The 20463-nt window shown below is 72.5% G+C and carries 17 protein-coding genes; 14 read left to right on the top strand and 3 right to left on the bottom strand.

Annotation, left to right across the window (positions count from 1 at the left end; all coding sequences use genetic code 11):
- Positions 1-161 precede the first annotated feature (161 nt).
- The 3 genes from ACZ7P3_RS32725 (at position 162) to ACZ7P3_RS32715 (ending at position 3437) form a co-directional block, all read left to right on the top strand.
- Positions 162-1133 carry an aldo/keto reductase gene (locus ACZ7P3_RS32725; protein WP_472087162.1) on the top strand — a complete coding sequence of 324 codons (972 nt, stop codon included), beginning with the start codon at positions 162-164 and terminating at the stop codon, positions 1131-1133.
- A gap of 83 nt (positions 1134-1216) precedes the next feature.
- Positions 1217-1819, top strand: coding sequence for a TetR/AcrR family transcriptional regulator (locus ACZ7P3_RS32720; protein ID WP_472087160.1), 603 nt, complete (start codon positions 1217-1219; stop codon positions 1817-1819).
- Between the two features lie 94 nt (positions 1820-1913).
- Positions 1914-3437, top strand: a complete 1524-nt coding sequence (locus ACZ7P3_RS32715; protein WP_472087159.1) for an MFS transporter — start codon at positions 1914-1916, stop codon at positions 3435-3437.
- A gap of 199 nt (positions 3438-3636) precedes the next feature.
- Here ACZ7P3_RS32715 and ACZ7P3_RS32710 read toward each other — a convergent pair whose 3' ends face one another.
- Positions 3637-4308, bottom strand: coding sequence for a lysophospholipid acyltransferase family protein (locus ACZ7P3_RS32710; protein ID WP_472087157.1), 672 nt, complete (start codon positions 4306-4308; stop codon positions 3637-3639).
- A 368-nt stretch (positions 4309-4676) separates the two neighbouring features.
- Here ACZ7P3_RS32710 and ACZ7P3_RS32705 point away from each other — a divergent pair, with 368 nt between their 5' ends.
- From ACZ7P3_RS32705 to ACZ7P3_RS32695, 3 genes are all read left to right on the top strand, one after another.
- Entirely contained in the window at positions 4677-5852 is a 1176-nt protein-coding gene (locus ACZ7P3_RS32705; protein ID WP_472087156.1) for a glycerophosphodiester phosphodiesterase, read from the top strand.
- Between the two features lie 112 nt (positions 5853-5964).
- Positions 5965-6471 carry a sigma-70 family RNA polymerase sigma factor gene (locus tag ACZ7P3_RS32700; protein ID WP_472087155.1) on the top strand — a complete coding sequence of 169 codons (507 nt, stop codon included), beginning with the start codon at positions 5965-5967 and terminating at the stop codon, positions 6469-6471.
- A 45-nt stretch (positions 6472-6516) separates the two neighbouring features.
- Positions 6517-7014: a GNAT family N-acetyltransferase gene (locus ACZ7P3_RS32695; RefSeq protein ID WP_472087227.1), complete on the top strand. Its 498-nt coding sequence runs from the start codon at positions 6517-6519 to the stop codon at positions 7012-7014.
- Positions 7015-7249: 235 nt separating this feature from the next.
- On the opposite strand, the gene ACZ7P3_RS32690 is transcribed toward ACZ7P3_RS32695, so the two are convergent.
- Both ACZ7P3_RS32690 and ACZ7P3_RS32685 read right to left on the bottom strand, forming a co-directional pair.
- Positions 7250-7669, bottom strand: a complete 420-nt coding sequence (locus tag ACZ7P3_RS32690; protein WP_472087153.1) for a hypothetical protein — start codon at positions 7667-7669, stop codon at positions 7250-7252.
- A gap of 1 nt (position 7670) precedes the next feature.
- Positions 7671-8030, bottom strand: coding sequence for a hypothetical protein (locus ACZ7P3_RS32685; RefSeq protein ID WP_472087151.1), 360 nt, complete (start codon positions 8028-8030; stop codon positions 7671-7673).
- A 69-nt stretch (positions 8031-8099) separates the two neighbouring features.
- Between ACZ7P3_RS32685 and ACZ7P3_RS32680 the strand changes: the two genes are divergently transcribed.
- From ACZ7P3_RS32680 to cobA, 8 genes are all read left to right on the top strand, one after another.
- Positions 8100-8750, top strand: coding sequence for an HAD family hydrolase (locus ACZ7P3_RS32680; protein WP_472087150.1), 651 nt, complete (start codon positions 8100-8102; stop codon positions 8748-8750).
- Between the two features lie 386 nt (positions 8751-9136).
- Positions 9137-10183: a methionine ABC transporter ATP-binding protein gene (locus ACZ7P3_RS32675; RefSeq protein ID WP_472087149.1), complete on the top strand. Its 1047-nt coding sequence runs from the start codon at positions 9137-9139 to the stop codon at positions 10181-10183.
- Positions 10180-10917 carry a methionine ABC transporter permease gene (locus ACZ7P3_RS32670; RefSeq protein ID WP_472087148.1) on the top strand — a complete coding sequence of 246 codons (738 nt, stop codon included), beginning with the start codon at positions 10180-10182 and terminating at the stop codon, positions 10915-10917. Before ACZ7P3_RS32675 ends, ACZ7P3_RS32670 begins: the two co-directional genes overlap by 4 nt.
- A gap of 81 nt (positions 10918-10998) precedes the next feature.
- Positions 10999-11835: a MetQ/NlpA family ABC transporter substrate-binding protein gene (locus tag ACZ7P3_RS32665; RefSeq protein WP_472087147.1), complete on the top strand. Its 837-nt coding sequence runs from the start codon at positions 10999-11001 to the stop codon at positions 11833-11835.
- A gap of 193 nt (positions 11836-12028) precedes the next feature.
- Entirely contained in the window at positions 12029-12667 is a 639-nt protein-coding gene (locus ACZ7P3_RS32660) for a GNAT family N-acetyltransferase (protein ID WP_472087145.1), read from the top strand.
- A 136-nt stretch (positions 12668-12803) separates the two neighbouring features.
- The gene (gene cbiE / locus ACZ7P3_RS32655) at positions 12804-14027 is read left to right on the top strand and encodes a precorrin-6y C5,15-methyltransferase (decarboxylating) subunit CbiE (RefSeq protein ID WP_472087143.1); all 1224 of its coding nucleotides are present in this window, start codon (positions 12804-12806) and stop codon (positions 14025-14027) included.
- A 393-nt stretch (positions 14028-14420) separates the two neighbouring features.
- Positions 14421-18998: a nicotinate-nucleotide--dimethylbenzimidazole phosphoribosyltransferase gene (gene cobT, locus ACZ7P3_RS32650; RefSeq protein WP_472087141.1), complete on the top strand. Its 4578-nt coding sequence runs from the start codon at positions 14421-14423 to the stop codon at positions 18996-18998.
- A 205-nt stretch (positions 18999-19203) separates the two neighbouring features.
- A complete protein-coding gene (gene cobA / locus ACZ7P3_RS32645; RefSeq protein WP_472087140.1) occupies positions 19204-20463 on the top strand; it encodes a uroporphyrinogen-III C-methyltransferase in 1260 nt (419 codons plus the stop codon).

Below are 20463 nucleotides of genomic sequence, written 5' to 3'. Positions count from 1 at the left end.
TTCGGACCGTGCCCCGAAGGGGACGCGGGGAACTGCGCGAACAGCCACGACGCGGCCGTACCTGCCGACGCACCGCAACTCCCGGGCTGAACGGCGAATCGAAGGTCATCGCGGGTTACGTTGGTCGAAGCCTCATCGGAGCCGACCGAACGGAGCCCGCGATGCCCTTCGCCCGTCTCGCGCACGCCACGACGCCGACCTGCCACATCGGCCTCGGCCTCGCCGCCGTCGGCCGCCCCGGCTACATCAACCTGGGCCGCGAGGAGGACCTCCCGCCGGTGCGCAGCGTCGACGCGCTGCGCGAGCGCACGCATGAACTCCTCGACGCCGCCTACGCCCAGGGCGTGCGCTACTTCGACGTCGCCCGCTCCTACGGCCGCTCCGAGGAGTTCCTCGCCGACTGGCTGAACGCCCGCCCGGACATCGACGACGTGGTCGTCGGCAGCAAGTGGGGCTACACCTACACGGCCGGCTGGTCCGCCGACGCCGAACAGCACGAGGTGAAGGACCACGGCCTGGCGACGTACGAGCGGCAGCGCGCCGAGACCGACGCGCTGCTCGGCGACCGGCTCGACCTCTACCAGATCCACTCGGTGACCCCGGACAGCCCCGCCCTCACCGACAAGGACCTGCACGCCAGGCTCGCCGAGGCAGCTGCCGGGGGCCTGAGCATCGGCTTCTCCACCAGCGGCCCCGCCCAGGCCGACGCGATCCGCGCGGCACTCGAAGTGACCGTGGACGGCGCACCCCTCTTCCGTACCGTCCAGTCGACGTACAACGCCCTGGAGACCTCGGCAGGGCCCGCGCTCGCCGAGGCGCACGACGCCGGACTGACCGTGATCGTCAAGGAGGGCATGGCCAACGGCCGGCTCGCCGCACCGCACGCCCCGGACGTACTGAAGGCCGTGGCCGAGGAGACCTCCCTCGGCTGTGACGCCGTGGCCCTCGCCGTGATCCTGCGCCGGCCCTGGGCGGGCGTCGTCCTCTCCGGTGCCGCGACCGTCACCCAGCTCGCCTCCAACCTCCATGCGGCCGCCGTCGACCTCGACGCGGACCAGCTGACCCGCCTCGCCACTCTGGCCGAGGACCCGCGCGTCTACTGGGAGCAGCGCGGACAGCTCCGCTGGCACTGACGGGCGCCCGCGCTGATCAGCGAATATGAGTCACGTATGCCTACTGTGAGACAAAGATGTCTCACATGGGCTACTCTTGTCTCATGGCTCTGGACCGTGACCACGTGCTGCGCAGCGCAGCCGCCCTGCTGACCCGCAAATCCACGGCGACCATGGACGAGGTCGCCAAGGCCGCCGGGATCAGCCGGGCCACGCTGCACCGCCACTTTGCCGGACGCGACGCGCTCGTACGGGCGCTGGAAGCGCTCGGCATCGCGGAGTGCGAGGCCGCTCTGGACGCGGCCCGCCTGGACGAGGGCCCGGCGGGCGAGGCCGTACGCCGCCTGGTCCGGGCGATCGAACCCGCGGCCGCCCTGCTCGCCTTCCTCTACACCGAGAACCAGCTGTTCGAGGGCGAGGGGCAGAACCAGGGCTGGGCCCGGATCGACGAGCGCCTCACGGCCCTGTTCCGGCGCGGCCAGGAGAGCGGCGAGTTCCGTATCGACCTCACCCCGGCCTGGCTCACCGAAGCGCTGTACGGCCTGCTGGCCTCCGGCGCCTGGGCGGTGTCGGAGGGCCGCGTGGCCCCGAAGGACTTCACCTACATGATCGTCGAGCTGCTGCTCGGCGGCGCCCGACGCACCGACGTGGCGCGTGCCGATGCGGTGCGCACCGATTCGGCGCGTACCGACCGCACCGACGTATAGCCCGCCGACGGACCACGCGCCGGCGCATGTGCCACCGACGCATCGCGTGACGTGCCACGCATCGGCGCACCACGAAGACACGAAGAGAGGAATCATGACCAGCACCGTGCAGCCGGCTCGCGTGGCGGAGGTGGAGAAGCGCCCGGGCCGCTGGCTCGCGCTCTCCGTCCTCGTCCTGGCCGTGCTGCTGGTGGCCGTCGACGCCACCGTCCTCGGCCTGGCGACCCCCTACATCAGCGAGGACCTCGACCCCTCCGGCACCCAACTTCTGTGGATCGGTGACGTCTACTCCTTCGTCATCGCCGGACTGCTGGTCTCCATGGGCAGCCTCGGCGACCGCATCGGCCGCAAGCGGATCCTGCTCGTCGGCGCCACGGCGTTCGGCGCGATATCCGTGCTGAACGCCTATGCGACGACGCCGGAGTTCATGATCCTGGCGCGGGCGCTGCTCGGCGTCGCGGGCGCCACCCTGATGCCCGCCACCCTCGCCCTGATCCGCAACATCTTCCACGACCCCCGCGAGCGCAGCCTCGCCGTCGGCATCTGGGGCGCGACGGCCTCCGCGGGTACGGCCGTCGGCCCGATCACGGGCGGCTTCCTGCTGGAGCACTTCTGGTGGGGCTCGGTCTTCCTCATCAACCTGCCGGTGATGGCGGTCCTGGTGCTCGTCGGCATTCGCACGCTGCCCGAGTCCCGCAACCCCGACCCCGGCCCCTGGGACCTGATCAGCGTCGTCCTGTCGCTCGTCGGCATGATCGCCGTCGTGTACGCGGTCAAGGAGGCCGCCAGCCACGGCCTCACCTGGCCCACACTCGCCGCGGCCCTGCTCGGCGCGGCGGCCCTGTACGGCTTCGTGCGCCGCCAGCTCACCATGCCGGCCCCGCTGCTGGACATGCGTCTGTTCCGTCGCCGTGGCTTCAGCGGAGCGGTCCTCGCCGACCTGCTGACCGTGCTGGGCATGTCCGGCCTGGTGTTCTTCCTCTCCCAGTACCTGCAACTCGTCCAGGGCAGGCGCCCGTTCGAGGCGGGCCTGGCCGAACTCCCCGCCGCCGTCGGCGCGGTGGCGGCGGGTCTGGTCGCGGGCCGCACGGCACGGCGCTTCTCGGTACGGGCCGTGGTCTCCGGCGGCCTGGCGGCCGTGGGCGTCGCGCTCGCCGTCCTGACGACCGTGGGCCGGTCGACGGGCTACCCGGTCCTCGGCGCCGCACTTCTGGTCGTCGGCATCGGCGCGGGCTTCTCCTTCACGGTGACGGCCGACGTGATCCTCTCCAGCGTGCCCAAGGACCAGGCGGGCGCCGCCTCCGCGGTCTCCGAGACCGCGTACGAACTGGGCGCGGCCCTCGGCATCGCCCTGCTCGGCTCGATCGTGACGGGCGTCTACCGCGACTTTTCGGGCCCGGCCGGAACCCCGGCGGGAGCCCATGAGTCACTGGGCGCGGCGGTGGAGGCATCGGCGACCATGCCCGCTCACACCGCCGAGGCCCTCCTCGACGCGGCCCGCGGCTCCTTCGTCCACGGTCTGCAGCTCGCCTCCGGCGCAGGAGCGGCGGTCCTGCTGGCGACGGCGGCGGCAGCCTGGTTCCTGCTGAAGGGGCAGAAACTGGAGAGCGCGGAGTAGCAGAAACCGGAGAGCGCGGAGGAGGAGCCACGCACCAGGGGCGCGGGGAATCGCGTGGGGGACCTGAGGAACGGCGTGGGGAACGCGGGGAATCGCGTGGTGAACGCGGGGGACCGCGTGAGGAACCACCACGCACCCGCGCCCACCGGAAGGGCGCAGCTCCGGCGGCCGGGCGGTCTTCGCCAGCCGCCGACCGCGACTAGGCGGCCTTGGCCTTCGTGGCGTACATGTCCACGTACTCCTGGCCGGACAGCCGCATGACCTCGGCCATCACCGAGTCGGTCACGGCCCGCAGCACATACCGGTCCCGGTCCATCCCCTCGTACCGCGAGAACTCCATCGCCTCGCCGAACCGGACGGTGACCTTGCCGGGCCGCGGGATCCCGGCGCCCCCCGGCTGCAGCTTGTCCGTACCGATCATCGCGAAGGGAACCACCGGCGCACCGGTCATCAGCGTCAGCCGCGCGATCCCGGTGCGTCCCCGGTACAGCCGCCCGTCGGGCGACCGGGTCCCCTCGGGGTAGATCCCGAAGACCTTCCCCTCCTCCAGGACCCGCCGGCCGGTCATCAGCGCGGCGACGCCGCCGTTCGCGCCGTCCCGGTCGACCGGGATCATGCCGACGCCGGTGAAGAACCACGCCATCAGCCGGCCCTTGAAGCCCGTGCCGGTGACGTACTCGTCCTTGCCGATGAAGAGCACCTGCCGCTTGGTGACCACCGGCAGCACGATGGAGTCGATGAACGTGAGGTGGTTGCCGGCCAGAATGACCGGTCCTTCGCCGGGGATGTGCTCCGCGCCCTCCACCTGTGGGCGGAACATCAGGCGCATGATCGGTCCGAGCACTGCCTTGATGAGCGCGAAGCGGGACAACGGGTCCTCCGATGTCGAGGGAAGCAATATGTGTCTGTGCAGGTGAGGACATTACTCGCGGCTCCGGGGCAAGCGCACATCGGGTGCGTCCGGTTCACCGAGGTCTTACGTACTGTTGACGTTGGTTTACCTGCGGTGACGCGCCGGGGGCGGCCCGTGACGTCCCGGTGGCGGTGTGACGGACATCGCGCGGAGCCCTCACCCTGCGGGTGCCCGTCCCGCCTCCGCTCATGCCGACGGACCGTCACCTCGCGCCGCGCACCTGCCATACGGCGTCAGCCACTTGTTCGATCCCGGGTCTCCCTTCCTTCATGTGCACCCGTCTACGATCGGCGCGCATTCGAAGGGCGGACGGCAGGAGGGCGCTCATGGACAGCGACCAGACGAACGGGCAGACGCAGGGAACGGGACGGCGGGCGCTCCTCGGCGCGGCGGTCCTCGGCGCGGGCGGAGCGGTCCTCGGACTGCCCGGCGCCGCCAGAGCGGCCGAGTCCCGCGCCGCGGCGCACGGCGGGCGTGGTCTGAAGGGCCTGCCCAAGCCGGCCATCATCGGCCACCGGGGCTCCAGCGGCTACCGCCCCGAGCACACCTTCGGCTCGTACGACCTGGCCCTCGACCTCGGCGCCGACGTCGTCGAGGCGGGCGACCTGGTGCCCACCAAGGACGGGCACCTCGTCTGCCGTCACGAGCCGGAGATAGGCGGCACCACGGACGTCGCCTCGCACCCCGAGTTCGCCGGCCGCAAGACCACCAAGGTCCTCGACGGCGTCCCCACCACGGGCTGGTTCACCGAGGACTTCACCCTCGCCGAGCTGAAGACGCTGCACGCGATCGAGCGCATCCCGGCCAACCGGCCGCACAACACCCTCTACAACGGGCGGTGGGAGATCCCCACGTTCGAAGAGGTCCTCAAGTGGCAGGACGAGCAGACCCGCAGGCGCGGCAGGCAGGTCTGGATCTACCCCGAGACCAAGCACCCCACCTACTTCCGCAAGCTGGGCCTCGGCCTGGAGGAGCGGGTGGCCAAGCTGCTGCGCAAGTACGGCAAGGACGAGCGCAACTCGCCGGTCATCCTGCAGTCCTTCGAGCCGAGCAGCATCCAGAAGCTGAACCAGCTGGTCGACAACCCGCTGGTGGTTCTGCTCTCCACGGCGGACAGCCGCCCCTACGACTTCGTCGAGGCGGGCGACCCGCGCACGGTCGCCGACCTGATCACCCCGCGGGGCCTCAGGGAGATCGCCGGCTACGCGCAGGGCATCGGCCCGACGCTGGACCTGATCATCCCGAAGAACGCCGACGGGACCCTGGCCGAGCCGACCACACTGGTCGCCGACGCGCACAGGGTGGGCCTGGTCCTGCATCCGTACACCATGCGCAACGAGAACCCCTTCCTCCCGGCCGAGTACCGCAAGGGCACCGACGCGGACGCCTACGGTGACGCCTTCGGCGCCTTCAGGACGTACTTCGCGACCGGCATCGACGGGGTCTTCACGGACAACGCCGACACCGGCGTGCTCGCTCGCGCCGACTTCCTGGCCCGCTGAGCGCAGGCCCGCCAGCCCCGGACCGTCAACGGCAAGGCCGTACGGCACCCCGTTCGGGCTGACTCCACGCCGCCCCGGAAACCTGCCGCCGGGGCGGTGCGTCGTTCCGCATATGACGCACGACCTGGTAGCCACCCTGGGCCCGCTGCTCACCGCCGAGGCCTCCGCCGAGGCATATTCCTCCGGAGGTGAGCCGGGTGACCTGGAGCAGGCCGTCTGGCTCCGCCTCCTGGAGCGCCTGGAGGCGGACGGGCCGCCGCAGGACCCGCAGGGCTGGCTGCGCAGGGCCGTGCGCGCCGAGGCCCGCCGCAGCCGTCGCACCACTCGCCTGGAACGCCCCTACGGCACCGAACCGGCCGACGACGTCCGCCCCGGCCCCGAGCAGCTCGCCCTCACCTCCGCCCGCCACCGCGCCCTGCGCGACGCGGTCCGCCGGCTGCCCGGCCGCTGCCCCCGCCTCATGGAGGCACTGCTCTCCCCGAAGGACCTGACATACCGGGAGATCGCGGGGGAGTTGGGTATCTCACAGGGCAGTCTTGGGCCGGAACGCTCCAGATGTCTCGGATGTCTGCGGCGATTGCTCACGCCGGAGGTTGCGGCCCGCGAAGCGCGGGGATAGGAGTGGGGGACGACAGGTGATCAGGTGAGCGGGAGGCATGCGCACATGGGCATGAGCGTGACCATCTCGGCAGCGACCGAGCAGGACGCGGAGCAGATCTTCAAGCTCCAGTACCTGTGCTTCCAGAGCGAGGCGGCGCTGTACGGCAACTACCGCATCGACCCGCTCGTCCAGAGCCTCGACTCGGTGCGCCAGGAGGTCGGAGCCGACTGCGTCTTCGTGGCGCGGCTCGGCGACGAAGTGGTCGGCTCGGTGCGCGGCAAGGTGACCGAGGACGGGGCGGCCGACATCGGCCGGCTCTGCGTCCACCCGCGTCTGCAGGGCCACGGCATCGGTGCGAGGCTGCTGCGCGCGGCCGAGGCGGCGCTGGCGGAGGAGCGGGGTGCCAAGCGGTTCCGCCTCTTCACCGGCCACCGCAGCGAGGGCAATCTGCGCCTGTACCGCCGCTCCGGCTATGAGACGGTGGGCCGCTCCCAGGGGGCCGACGGCGTGGAGATGATCGTCCTGGAGAAAACAGCGGGGACTTTCGTCCAGACGGCGTGAGGCGGAGCGCCCCGCAAGGGGCGCGAGGCTCTGCGCGCGAGTGCGGCTCCTGCCGGGCCGTACGGCTCTGCCAGGTGCATGGCTCTTACCGGGTGTTCGGCTCCGCCAGGTGCATGGCTCTTACCGGGTGTTCGGCTCCGCCGGGGTGCGGCTCCGCCGCGGGGTGCGGTCCGTCGGTCGTCCCTGCGCACCCGCGCCCCGCACCCGCGCCCCGCAGGCGCGGCTCCGGTGTGGCTCAGGCGCCCTGCGCGGCAGGTGCCTTCCGCAGCCAGTACATCGCGGAGAGCGGCAGCAGCACCGGGATGAAGATGTACCCCATCCCGTACTTCGACCACACGGTCGCGTCGGGGAACGCCGAGGGATCCACGATCGTCCACGTGCCGACGACCAGTACACCCACCAGCTCGGCCGCGCAGCACAGTTGTGCCGCCCGCCGGGCGGTCTCCCCGCCCCGGACCAGCGTGTACGTGATGAACCCGTACACGACCCCGGCCACGGCCGACAGCGCATAGGCCAGCGGCGCCCGCTGGAAGTCCGTCGCGATCTGGTACGCCGAACGCGACACCGCGCCGACCACCATCACGCCGTAGAACCAGACGAGCAGCATCCCCGGCCCGCTGATCAACCGGGTCGGCTTCTCCTCCAGTGCCGTCATCTCAGCCTCCCCAGATGTCATAGAGCCGCACCTCCAGCACGGCCAGCACCACACCGCCGGCCGCCACCGTCACCGAACCCCAGCGCGTGCGCTCGGCCAGTGACATGAAGCCCGACGCCGGCACGCACGCGAATGCGCCCAGCAGATAGGCCACGAAGATCGTCGTGCCCTGCTCCGGCTTCTGGCCCTGCGCCAGTTGCACGATCCCGACCACCAGCTGGACCACGGCCAGCAGCGACACCACGGCCATGCCGATGAAGTGCCAGTCCTTGGTCGGCTGGTCCCGGTAGGCGGCCCAGCCGCACCAGGCGGCGAGCAGCAGCGCGGCGACCCCGGTCACCAGCGTCAGGGCATTGAGCATGCCGTGACCTTATTACGGCGGAAATGGGCCGCCGCCGCCGACCCCGCCGAACACCGTAGGGTCTAGACCATGACGATCCACGCGCAGGCCCTCCTCTTCGACAACGACGGCACTCTCGTCTCCTCCCTCGACTCCGTCGAGCGCTGCTGGACACGCTGGGCGCGGGAGTACGGCATCACGGCCGAGGACTTCGCACGCGTGGCGCTGCACGGGCGGCCGGCGGCCGAGATAGTCGCCGACCTGCTGCCCGCCCGCCTGGTGCCGGAAGCGGTCGCGCGGGTCGAACAGCTGGAGGTGGAGGACGTGCCGGACGGTGGCGTGCAGCTCCTGCCCGGGACGCGGGAGTTCCTCGACTCGCTGCCGGCCGACCGCTGGGCCGTCGTCACCTCCGCCACCCGCCGGCTCGCCGAGGCGCGCCTCGACGCCGTCGGCATCCTGCCCAAGACCCTGATCTCCGCCGACGACATCACCCGCGGCAAGCCCGACCCCGAGCCCTACCTGCTCGCCGCCCGGCAGCTCGGTGTCGACCCGGCCCGCTGTGTCGTCTTCGAGGACGCCCCGGCCGGACTCCAGGCGGGCCGCGCGGCCGGCATGACCACCGTGGCATTGACCACAACCCACCGAGCGCAGGAGCTGGCGGCCGACCTGGTGGTGAAGGACCTGTCGGCCTTGTCCGCACTGGTCACCGAGGGCGGAGTGGAGATCTCCGTTCGCGGTTGAGAACTGTCCGCCGCTGTCCAGCATGCGGACAGCGGCGGACAGTCGGCAGCACAGGTCTGGTTTACTGATCGCATGACCACGACGAGCTGCCGCACCCTTGCGACCGAGGCGACCATGACGCCCGGTGCTCGTTGTCTGTGTCTGCGTCGAATGTGCGCCTTCTAGAGGGCCCCTGCACCATCTGAGCCTCGCGCCCCGAAGCGAGAGCCATGGCCTGTCCCACGCCGGGTTCCCGGCGTGCGCGACCGACGCCGCCCCGCGCACACGAAGTTCTCCCCCGGTTCACCGCCACAGCGAGAACCGTGCCGCGTCCTGAACGAATGCAACGCATGCACCCGTGCCCGGGCACACCCACGCCCGCGCACTCGACAGTGACGGAATTCCCTGTGATCACCACATCGGGCCTGACGAAAATCTACGGAGCCGACCGCTCCCGCGAGGTCACCGCCCTCGACGGCGTCGACCTCCATGTCCGCGAGGGCGAGGTCTACGGCGTCATCGGCCAGTCCGGCGCCGGCAAGTCCTCGCTGATCCGCTGCATCAACCTGCTGGAGCGGCCGACCGCCGGCACCGTGACCGTCGCCGGACAGGACCTCACCGCGCTCGCCGGGCGCGGACCGCGCGCCGGCCGGGAACTGCGGCAGGCGCGCAGCCGGATCGGCATGGTCTTCCAGCACTTCAACCTGCTGTCCTCGCGGACGGTGCAGGACAACATCGAGCTGCCGCTCGAAATCCTCGGCAGGTCCGGGAAGGACCGTTCCCGCAGGGCGCTCGAACTGCTCGACCTCGTCGGCCTCGCCGACAAGGCCAAGTCCTACCCCGCCCAGCTCTCCGGCGGCCAGAAGCAGCGCGTCGGCATCGCCCGTGCCCTCGCCGGCGACCCCAAGGTGCTGCTCTCCGACGAGGCCACCAGCGCCCTGGACCCGGAGACCACCCGCTCCATCCTCCAGCTGCTGCGCGACCTGAACCGGCAGCTGGGCCTGACCGTGCTGCTCATCACGCACGAGATGGACGTGGTGAAGTCGATCTGCGACTCCGCCGCCCTGATGGAGAGGGGCCGGATCGTGGAGTCCGGCACGGTCAGCGAACTGCTGGCCACCCCGGGCTCCGAGCTGGCCGCCGCGCTGTTCCCGGTGGGCGGCGAGGCCACCGGTGCCGACCGCACCGTCCTGGACGTCACCTTCCACGGCGAGGCCGCCACCCAGCCGGTCATCTCCCAGCTCTCCCGCACCTACAACATCGACATCTCGATCCTCGGCGCCGCCATCGACACCGTCGGCGGTCTCCAGATCGGCCGCATGCGCATCGAACTGCCCGGCCGCTACGAGGACAACGTGGTGCCGATCGGGTTCCTGCGCGAACAGGGCCTGCAGATCGATGTCGTCGGCCACGAGGGCGAGCAGCCCCTGCTGGTGAAGGAGGGTGCGAAGTGACCTGGTCCGAGATGCAGCCGCTGCTGTCGCAGGCGGGCTACGAGACGCTGTGGATGGTCGCCTGGTCCACGCTGATCTCGGTCGCCGCCGGACTCCCGCTCGGCGTCCTGCTCGTCCTGACCGACCGGGACGGCCTGCTGCAGAACCTCCTCGCCGGCAAGGTGATCGGCCAGGCCGTGAACGTCCTGCGGTCGATGCCGTTCATCATCCTGATGGTCGCCCTGATGAGCTTCACCCGCTGGGTCACCGGGACGACGATCGGCACCAACGCGGCGATCGTGCCGCTCGCCATCGGCGGCATCCCGTTCTTCGCCCGCCTGGTCGAGACGGCCGTCCGCGAAGTGGACCACGGGCTCGTCGAGGCCGTGCAGTCCATGGGCGGCAACACCTGGACCATCGTGCGCAAGGTGCTCGTCCCCGAGTCGCTGCCCTCGCTGATCGCCAGCACCACGACCACGCTCATCGCGCTCATCGGCTACTCGGCCATGGCCGGCACGGTCGGCGGAGGCGGGCTCGGCGACCTCGCCATCCGCTACGGCTACCAGCGCTTCGAGACCGAGCTGATGTGGATCATCGTCGCGATCCTCGCCGTCGTCATCTCCCTGATCCAGTTCGCCGGCGACTTCGCGGCCCGTTCGCTGCACCGCCGCGGCGCCCGCTCCGGGGCTGCGCCGAAGCTCCGCCTGCTGAAGGCCGGGGAGCCCGCGGCGGCCGACATCGGCAAGGTCGCCTGAGCCGGAGCCCCGAGCTCCCCTCCCCAGTACCCCCCGTGCACCGACACGGGGTCGCACCACCCTTAAGGAAAGGCACTTTTCGTGCGTAACACCGCCAAGATCACCGCAGCCGCCCTCGCCGCCGGAGCCCTCATCCTCGGGCTCACCGCCTGCGGCCCGGACGGGAACTCCTCCTCTTCCTCGTCCGACACCAGCGGCCCGCTGGTCGTCGCCGCGAGCCCGACCCCGCACGCCGAGATCCTGAACTTCGTCAAGAAGAACCTGGCGAAGAAGGCGGGACTCGACCTGGAGGTCAAGGAGTTCACCGACTACATCACGCCGAACACGGCGACGGAGGACGGCTCGGTCGGTGCCAACTACTTCCAGAACCAGCCGTACCTGGACGACTTCAACAAGAAGCGCGGCACCCACATCGTGCCCGTCGTCACGGTCCACCTGGAGCCGCTCGGCCTGTACTCCCACAAGGTCAAGAAGGTGGACGCGCTGAAGAGCGGTGCGACCATCGCCGTCCCGAGCGACGCCGTGAACGAGGCCCGCGCCCTGAAGCTGCTCGCCGCCAACGGGCTCATCACCCTCAAGGACGGCGTCGGCACCGAGGCGACCCCGCAGGACATCGCGAAGAACCCCAAGAACCTCAAGTTCAAGGAGGTCGAGGCGCCCCAGACCGCGCGCTCCCTGGACGACGTGGACGCGGCCGTGATCAACGGCAACTTCGCCATCTCCGCCGGCATCAAGCCCGCCAAGGAGGCCCTGGTCCTGGAGTCCGCGAAGAACAGCCCCTACGGCAACTTCCTCGCGGTGAAGAAGGGCCACGAGAAGGACCCGCGGGTCAAGAAGCTCGCCAAGCTGCTCACCTCGCCCGAGGTCAAGAAGTTCATCGAGGACAAGTACCAGGGCTCGGTCATCCCGTCCTTCTGACCCGCTGACCAGCGGCTGACCCGGATCTGACGGCACGTATACGGCGTATCGCCACGCACGGGGTCCACTCCCTCACCCGGGGTGGGCCCCGTCGTGCGGTTCAGTGGTTTCATGCTGCATGCTGGGCAGTTCAGCAGGGCCCTGACGGTCCTGATGCTCTCTCAAGGTTCTTCCGAAGGTTACGGAGCGGCGCATGACGAGCACCTTCCCCACCATCTCCATCAGCACGGAGCGGTTGGTGCTGCGTCCCCTCGACGAGGACGACGTGCCCGCCCTGGCCGAGATGATGAACGACGAGCAGATCGCCGCCTGGACCGACGTCCCCCAGCCGTTCACCGAGGACGGCGCCCGGCACTGGATCACCGAGCACGCGCCCGCCGAGCGCGCCGCCGGCCGGGGCCTGGACTTCGCCGTCACCGAGTTCCTCACCCAGCGGCTGGTCGGCATAGTCCAGCTGACCAGGGCGAACTGGCACATCCGCTCCACCGAGCTGTCGTACATCGTCGCCCCCTGGGCGCGCGGCGAGGGCTACGCCTCCGAGGCCGCGCTCGCCACCGCGCAGTGGCTCTTCGGCGACCAGAAGATCGAGCGCATCGAGATCCGCACCGCAGCCGACAACACCGCGTCCCAGCAGGTCGCCCAGAAGATCGGCTGCATCAGCGAGGGCGTGCTGCGCAACGCCTGCATAGTCCACCACCGCACCGAGGACGGCACCTGGACCGACGTGCGGACCGACTTCATCGTGTGGAGCCTGCTCCCGGAGGACCTGGAGGGCGTCGACGAGCAGCTCGCCGACTCCGGCGGCTTCGGGACGTACTCCGACTGGAACTGACGCGGGCAAGGAGCGCCCGGAGCCGCCCGCGGCCCCGCCCGGCCGCGCGTCCGCTACCTTCACCAGGTACGCTCACGGAGCCCGCTCAAGGGACCCGTACCCCTGACGACCTGCGAAAACCTGGAGACTGAGGACGATGGCCGACCGGGTCACGGTGATCGGCTGGGACGGCTCGCCGCTGACCGACGCGGCACGCGCCGCCCTCGGGGCCGCCACGCTCGTGGCGGGCGCGGCCCACCACCTGGCGCTGCCCGAGATCCCGCCCGCCGCCGAGCGCATCCGGCTCGGCAGCCCCGCCCTGGCCGCCCGCCGCATCGCCGCCCACCGCGGCACCGCGGTCGTCCTCGCCGACGGCGACCCCGGCTTCTTCGGCGTCGTACGGACCCTGCGCGCACCCGAGTTCGGCCTGGAGGTCGAGGTCGTCCCCGCCGTCTCCTCCGTGGCCGGCGCCTTCGCCCGCGCCGGCATGCCGTGGGACGACGCCCAGGTGGTCGTCGCCCACCCGCGCACCCTGCGCCGGGCCGTGAACGTGTGCCGTGCCCACACCAAGGTCGCCGTCCTCACCTCTCCCGGCGCCGGACCCGCCGAGCTCGGCCTGCTCCTGGACGGAGTCCACCGGACCTTCGTCATCTGCGAGGAACTGGGCACCGAACGCGAGCAGGTCACCGTCGTCACCTCCGACAAGGCCGCCGACCACAGCTGGCGGGACCCGAACGTCGTCATCGTCATCGGCGGCCCGGTCGGTGCCGGCGAGGGCGGCTGGATCGCCGGGCGCGACCCGGGCGCCGGCCCGCGCGGCTGGGTGCAGCGGGACGACGAGTACGCCGCGTACGGCGGCGGCCTCGGCGAAGGGGAGACGGAACTGCTCCGCGCCGCTCAACTCGCCCGGCTCGGGCCCCGGATCGGTGACCTCGTCTGGGACATCGGATCGGGCAGCGGCGCGTTCGCCACCGAGGCCGCGCGTGCCGGAGCGGCCGTCATCGCCGTGGACCGGGATGCCGGCGCCTGTGCGCGCACCGAATCGGCCGCACGCCGCTACGGCGTCCAGCTCCAGATCGTGCAGGGCAGCGCCCCGCACGTCCTCGAGAACCTGCCCGAACCGGACGTCGTCCGGGTCGGCGGCGGGGGAGCGGCCGTGGTCTCCGCGGTCGCCGACCGCCGACCGCAGCGCATCGTCACCCACGCCGCCACCCGGGACGAGGCCGAGCTCGTCGGCCGCGGTCTGACCGAACACGGATACCGGGTCGAGTGCGCCCTGCTGCAGTCCGTCGCGCTCGACACCAGGGCCTGGACCGAGACCGAGCGGAACGTTGCGTTCCTGCTCACTGGGGAATTGCCGCCGCGTGAAGCGCCTCACTGAGGGGCGGATGGCGGGCAGCGGGCGGGCCCTGCCGGATCACGCCCCGTGATCCTGTTGTCGTACTGCGCGCGGTAGGCTGGCCGATCGTTGTACCGCACCGGTGGCCCGGAACTTCGTTCGCCAATGTCCGGAAAACGCGCCCGTTTTGGGGTGGGTGTGGTACGGCGGAACCCGAGGACGCGCAACGTGGCGCAGTCCACAGCGGGCTGTCGCGGATCATGCTGTCGCGATGGCGGAACGGCCGGGACAATGCCACTGAATGGCTTTGTCGCCTTTTTTGGGCGGGTCGTTCGTGCCGCTGGGCACGCACGCTCGTTCTTCACTGCGGGGCGGTCGGTGCGCCGTCCCGGGTGAGAGGTCGTAGGAGCACTAACCGATGGGCGAGGGGTACGCATGACCGACACCGGCCAGGTCCCGGCCGAGGGGCAGCCGGAGAGCGCAGGCATGGCGGAACAGCCGGGCGTCCCCCCGCACGGCGCGTACGCCTACCTCTCCGAGACACCCGCCGAGGACGAAGACCTGCTGCTGCCGGGAGCCCAGGGCGCGTGGGGCAACGAAGTGCCGCCACCCGCCCCGGAACCGGTCGTCGAGGCCGTCCACGAGCCGGGCCCGCACGAGATGGCCGGCCGGGACAGCGGTTCCGTCGACCTCAGCGGCGTCCGGCTGCCGGGTCCGGGACCCGCGTCCGTGCCCCCGTCGCCCATTCTCTCGGCACCGCACGACCCGACGGCGGCCCCCCAGCCGCAGCGCCGGCCGCTGCACCTCGGGCCCCCCATCCCCGATGCCTCCGCCAGCCCGGTCCGCTCCCTCGCCGACCGCGGCCCCGCGGGCGCGCCGGTACGGCAGCCGGGGCCGCCCGGAACCGGTCCCGAGTACCTCGACGTCCAGCCACTGCCCGAGATGGCCCCGCAGAGCGCGGACCCGTGGGGTGCCGCTCCGGCGGCCGTGGCTCAGGTCGGCCCCGGGGCACCGGCTGCGGAAACGGTTAGTCCGGTCGATGTGTCCTTCGCGGATCCGGCCGGCGTGTCCTTCGCGGATCCGGCCGACGCCGCCCAGGTCGCCGTGGCCCGCGTCGCGACCCGGGCGGTCGCGCACACGTCGGGCGAGGGCGTCCAGGACCTGGCGCAGACGGGCCTGGTCCACGGCCATGACGGCGCGCAGCCGGTGCACGGCCACGACGGTGTGTACGCCGCTCCGGTGGAGCAGGGCCCCGGAGGAGCGCCGATTCCGGCAGCGCCAGGGCAGGAGCCGCCGGCCGCACCGGTGGCAGAGGGCGCGCCGGTTGTGCAGGACACACCGGTGGCAGAGGACGCTCCGGTTGTGCAGGACGCCCCGGTCATGCAGGACGTTCCGGTGGCGCAGGACGCTGCCGCGGTGCAGGACGCGTCGGTCGCACCGGCTTCGGCCGAGGCTGTGGAGATCGCCGCCGAGGGTGTAGACGGTGCCCGGAGCGTGCCCGTGCCGGAGGCGCCGGCGGTGCCGGAGGACGGACAGCAGGCCGACGGTGCCGTAGCGGCGCCGGCGGGCGTGGGGGCAGAGCACGGTGCCGGGGCGGTGGCGGCCGCGGAGACCGCGGAGATCCCGGACGGTGCGCAGACCGTCCCCGCCCCCGCTCAGGAAGCGCAGGCCGAGGTCGCGCCGGACCGGTCGGCGCAGGGTGCGCAGGCCGCGCAGGTCGCGCAGCTCGCCGAGTCCGTCCAGGTGCCCGAGCCGGTCGTGTCCGAGCCGGTCGTGTCCGAGTACGAGGGGGAGCAGCCGCTGCCGGGAGAGGGTGTGCAGCTCGGCGACGCCGCGCAGGTACCGGGTGCGCACGCCGTGGTGGCCGAGCCGCTGCCGCAGGCTGTGGATGCCGCCGCGGCCGGGGCTGTAACCCAGGCTGCGGATGCTGTTCAGGCCGAGCCGCTGCCTCAGGCTCCGGACGCCGTCCCGGCCGAGACGGTGCCTCAGGCCGTCGATGCCGTTCTGGCCGAAGCCGTGCCTCAGACCGTGGATGCCGTCCCGGCCGAGACGGTGCCTCAGGCCGTCGATGCCGTTCCGGCCGAAGCCGTGCCTCAGGCCGGCGATGCCATGCCGCCTCAGGATGTGGCCGAGGAGGCAGGCGTCGGCGCACCCCACGCTCCGGCCGAGAGCGCTGACGTCGCCGTCGCCCAGACCGCCTCCCAGGCTGCCGAGGCCGCTGTGGCTCAGGCCGTGGCCGAAGCCGCCGGACTCGCACCGGCGCCGGCCCACCCGCACATGGACCCGCAGTTCGCCGGAGCCGTGGCTGCCCAGGCCGACGCTGCCGGCCCCGGCCTCGCCGCCGAAGGCACTGCCGCCGCCACGGACCCGCAGTTCGCCGGAGCCGTAGCGGCCCAGGCCGTGGCCGCCCAGGCCGACGCTGCCGGCCCCGGCCCCGCCGCCGAAGGCACTGTCGCCGCCCAGCCCGTGCCGACGCACGCCGCCGACCCGGCCGTCGGCCCGGGTCAGGCCCCCGCCGCCACCGACCCCGAGCCGGCGGCGGCCGCCGAGCCCGTCGCCGCCCCCGGAGCGGACGCGCCGCAGGCCGAGGCCGTCGCCGCCCCGGAGCGGGACGCCGTACAGGTCGTGCCCGCCGCCGACGCCACGGTGACGCCCGCCGCGGGCGTCCCCGCGGCCACCGAGGTGTCCGAGCCGGCCCTCCTCCAGGTGCAGGGCCCCCAACTGGCCGGAGCCGTCCCGAACGAGGGTGAGGCCATGGCCGTCACACAGGAGTCGCCGGAGCCGTCGCCCGCCCAGGGGGCCGCCGGCCATGGCGAGGCCGGCCCCGTCGCCACGCCGGTCCCGCCCCATGGGCCCGCCGCCCCGGCGGGCCCCCAGATGCAGCCCGCCGCGGCGGAGCCCGCCGTGGAGCAGGGTGCCCCCGGGCAGCCGGTGCCCGGCGCCCCCGCGGACCCGCTGTCCCCCGGCGCCCCGCCGGAGCCGCACCCCGAGCAGCTGCTCGGGCAGTTCGTGCCGGTCGAGGGGTCGGTGCCGACCGCTCCGCACCTGGCCCCGACCCCGCCCCAGCCGCTCGCGCTGCCCGCCCAGGAGCAGCAGGAGCCCGTGGTGATGGTCCCCGGGCCCCGCGAGGCCGAGCCCGCTGCCGCACCCGCCGCGCCGGACGCCGAGCACGCCCCCGATGCCGTACAGCACGCGGAGGACCTGGAGACCAGGGCCGCCGATCAGGAAGAGAGCCAGGAAGAGAGCACGGCCGCAGTGGAAGACGTACGACAGTCCACCGGACCGGCTGCGCCCGCCTACGACGACGCCGAGCGTGAAGCCGTTCTGAAGGTGATGCGCGAGCGCCGCGACATCCGCAACGGCTTCCGCAGCGACCCCATCCCGCACGAGGTGCTGCTGCGTGTCCTGGAGGCGGCCCACACGGCCCCTTCCGTGGGCCACTCGCAGCCCTGGGACTTCGTCGTCATCCGGTCCGCCGAGACGCGCCGCACCATGCACGAACTGGCCCAGCGCCAGCGCGAGGCGTACGCCAAGTCGCTGCCCAAGGGCCGGGCCAAGCAGTTCAAGGAACTGAAGATCGAGGCCATCCTCGACACCCCCGTGAACATCGTCGTCACCGCGGACCCGACCCGCGGCGGCCGGCACACGCTCGGCCGGCACACCCAGCCGCAGATGGCGCCGTACTCCTCGGCGCTCGCCGTCGAGAACCTCTGGCTCGCCGCGCGGGCCGAAGGCCTCGGCGTCGGCTGGGTCAGCTTCTTCGACGAGCGGGAGATGGTCCGCGCCCTCGGCCTGCCCGAACACCTTGAGGTCGTCGCCTACCTGTGCGTCGGGTACGTCGACGAATTCCCGGACGAGCCCGAGCTGATGCAGGCCGGCTGGTCCAAGCGCCGCCCGCTGTCCTGGGTGGTGCACGAGGAGACGTACGGCCGACGCGCCCTGCCCGGAGAGGAACCCCACGACCTGCTTGCCGAGACCGTTGCACAGATCCGCCCGCTCGACGCCAAGGCACTCGGCGAGGCCTGGGAGCGCCAGAAGCGCATGACCAAGCCGGCCGGTGCGCTGGGCATGCTGGAGATCATCTCCGCGCAGCTGTCCGGGCTGTCCCGGCAGTGCCCGCCGCCGATCCCGGAGCCCGCGGCCGTCGCCATCTTCGCCGGCGACCACGGTGTCCACGCCCAGGGCGTCACCCCCTGGCCGCAGGAGGTCACCGCCCAGATGGTGGCCAACTTCCTCGGTGGGGGAGCGGTCTGCAACGCCTTCGCCGCCCAGGTCGGCGCCGAGGTGTGCGTCGTGGACGTCGGCGTCGCCGCCGACCTGCCGGCCACCCCCGGCCTGCTGCCCCGCAAGATCCGCGGTGGTACGTCCGACATGACCACCGGCCCCGCGATGACCCGCGAGGAGGCCAGGGCGGCCATCGAGGTGGGCATCGAGACCGCCCGCGACCTGGTGGCGGCCGGCAACAAGGCGCTGCTCACCGGCGAGATGGGCATCGCGAACACGACCGCGTCCGCCGCGCTCATCTCCGTCTTCACCGGTGCCGACCCCGTCGAGGTCACCGGCCGGGGCACCGGCATCAACGACGAGACGCTGGCCCGCAAGACCGAGGTCGTCCGCCGTGCCCTGGAGCTGCACCAGCCGGACCCGGCCGACCCGATCGGCGTCCTCGCGGCCATCGGCGGCTTCGAGCACGCGGCCATGGTCGGCCTGCTCCTCGGCGGCGCCTCCCTGCGCACCCCGGTGATCCTGGACGGCGTCAGCGCCGGCGCCGCGGCTCTCGTCGCCCGCGCGATCGCCCCGGAGGTCCTCGCGGCCTGCATCGCCGGTCACCGCAGCGCCGAGCCCGGCCATGTGGCCGCCCTCAACAAGCTGGGCCTGCGTCCTCTGGTCGACCTCGACCTCCGCCTCGGCGAGGGCACCGGCGCGCTGCTGGCCCTGCCGCTCGTACAGAGCACGGCCCGGGCGATGCACGAGGTGGCGACGTTCGATTCGGCGGGCGTCACGGAGAAGTAGAGGCAGAGGGGGCGACTCCGGGGCCTGTCGGCGACCGCGTGGTTGTGGCCGGCCGTTCCGCAGGGCGGAACGGGTGGGCACAACCACCCCGGCCGTGCACACGGCGATCATGCCCAGCCATCGGACAGCTGCCCCACCCTGCGCGTCGCCAACGTAAAATCCGCACGTCAGCGCCACTGCAACGCCCCTCGGAGGAGCCGCCGCCATGGCCGAACCCCCCGCCTACCCCGTAGGCCTCCGTCTCTCCGGCCGCCGTGTGGTCGTCCTCGGCGGCGGCCAGGTGGCCCAGCGCCGCCTCCCCGCCCTGATCGCGGCGGGCGCGGACATCGTCCTCGTGTCCCCCGGGGCGACCCCCTCGGTGGAGGCGATGGCCGACGCGGGCGAGATCACCTGGCACCGGCGTCCCTACGCCGAGGGCGACCTCGCGGCGGCCTGGTACGCCCTCATCGCCACCAGCGACCCCGAGGCCAACACCCGGGCCTCCGCCGAGGCGGAGACCCACCGCGTCTGGTGCGTCCGCTCCGACGACGCCGACCGGGCCACGGCCTGGACGCCGGCGACCGGCCGCAGCGAGGGCGTCACGATCGCCGTCCTCACCACGGACGCCAAGGGCCGAGACCCGCGCCACACCGCCGCCATCCGCGACGCCGTGGTCGAGGGGCTGCGGGACGGCACCCTGGTCGCCCCGCACCACCGCACCCGCACGCCCGGCGTGGCCCTGGTCGGCGGCGGCCCCGGCGACCCGGACCTGATCACCGTCCGCGGCCGCCGCCTCCTCGCCGAGGCGGACGTCGTCATCGCCGACCGACTCGGCCCGCGCGACCTGCTCGCCGAACTCCCGCCGCACGTCGAGGTCATCGACGCCGCGAAGATCCCGTACGGCCGTTACATGGCCCAGGAGGCCATCAACAACGCCCTCATCGAGCACGCCAGGCAGGGCAAGTCGGTCGTACGGCTCAAGGGCGGCGACCCGTTCGTCTTCGGCCGCGGCATGGAGGAGGTCCAGGCGCTCGCCGAGGCCGGCATCCCGTGCACCGTGGTCCCCGGCATCTCCAGCTCGATCTCCGTGCCCGGCGCGGCCGGCATCCCGGTCACCCACCGGGGCGTCGCCCATGAGTTCACCGTGGTCAGCGGCCATGTCGCCCCGGACGACGAGCGCTCACTGGTCGACTGGCCCTCCCTGGCCAAGCTCACCGGCACGCTCGTGATCCTCATGGGCGTGGACAAGATCGGGAAGATCGCCGAGACGCTCGTCGCGCACGGGAAGGCGCCCGGGACCCCCGTCGCCCTCGTCCAGGAGGGCACGACGGCCGCGCAGCGCCGCGTGGACGCGACCCTCGCCACGGTCGCCGAGGCCGTACGCACCGAGGACGTGAAGCCCCCCGCGGTCATCGTGGTCGGCGAGGTCGTCAACGCCGGCCCGGAGCCCGCGGCCGTGCCCCCCGGCCCGGCGCCCTCGGCGTGA

This window comes from Streptomyces sp. NPDC107581, assembly GCF_055657175.1.
The sequence above is the reverse complement of the archived record's forward strand: the minus strand, read 5'-3'. Positions and strand labels throughout refer to the sequence as shown.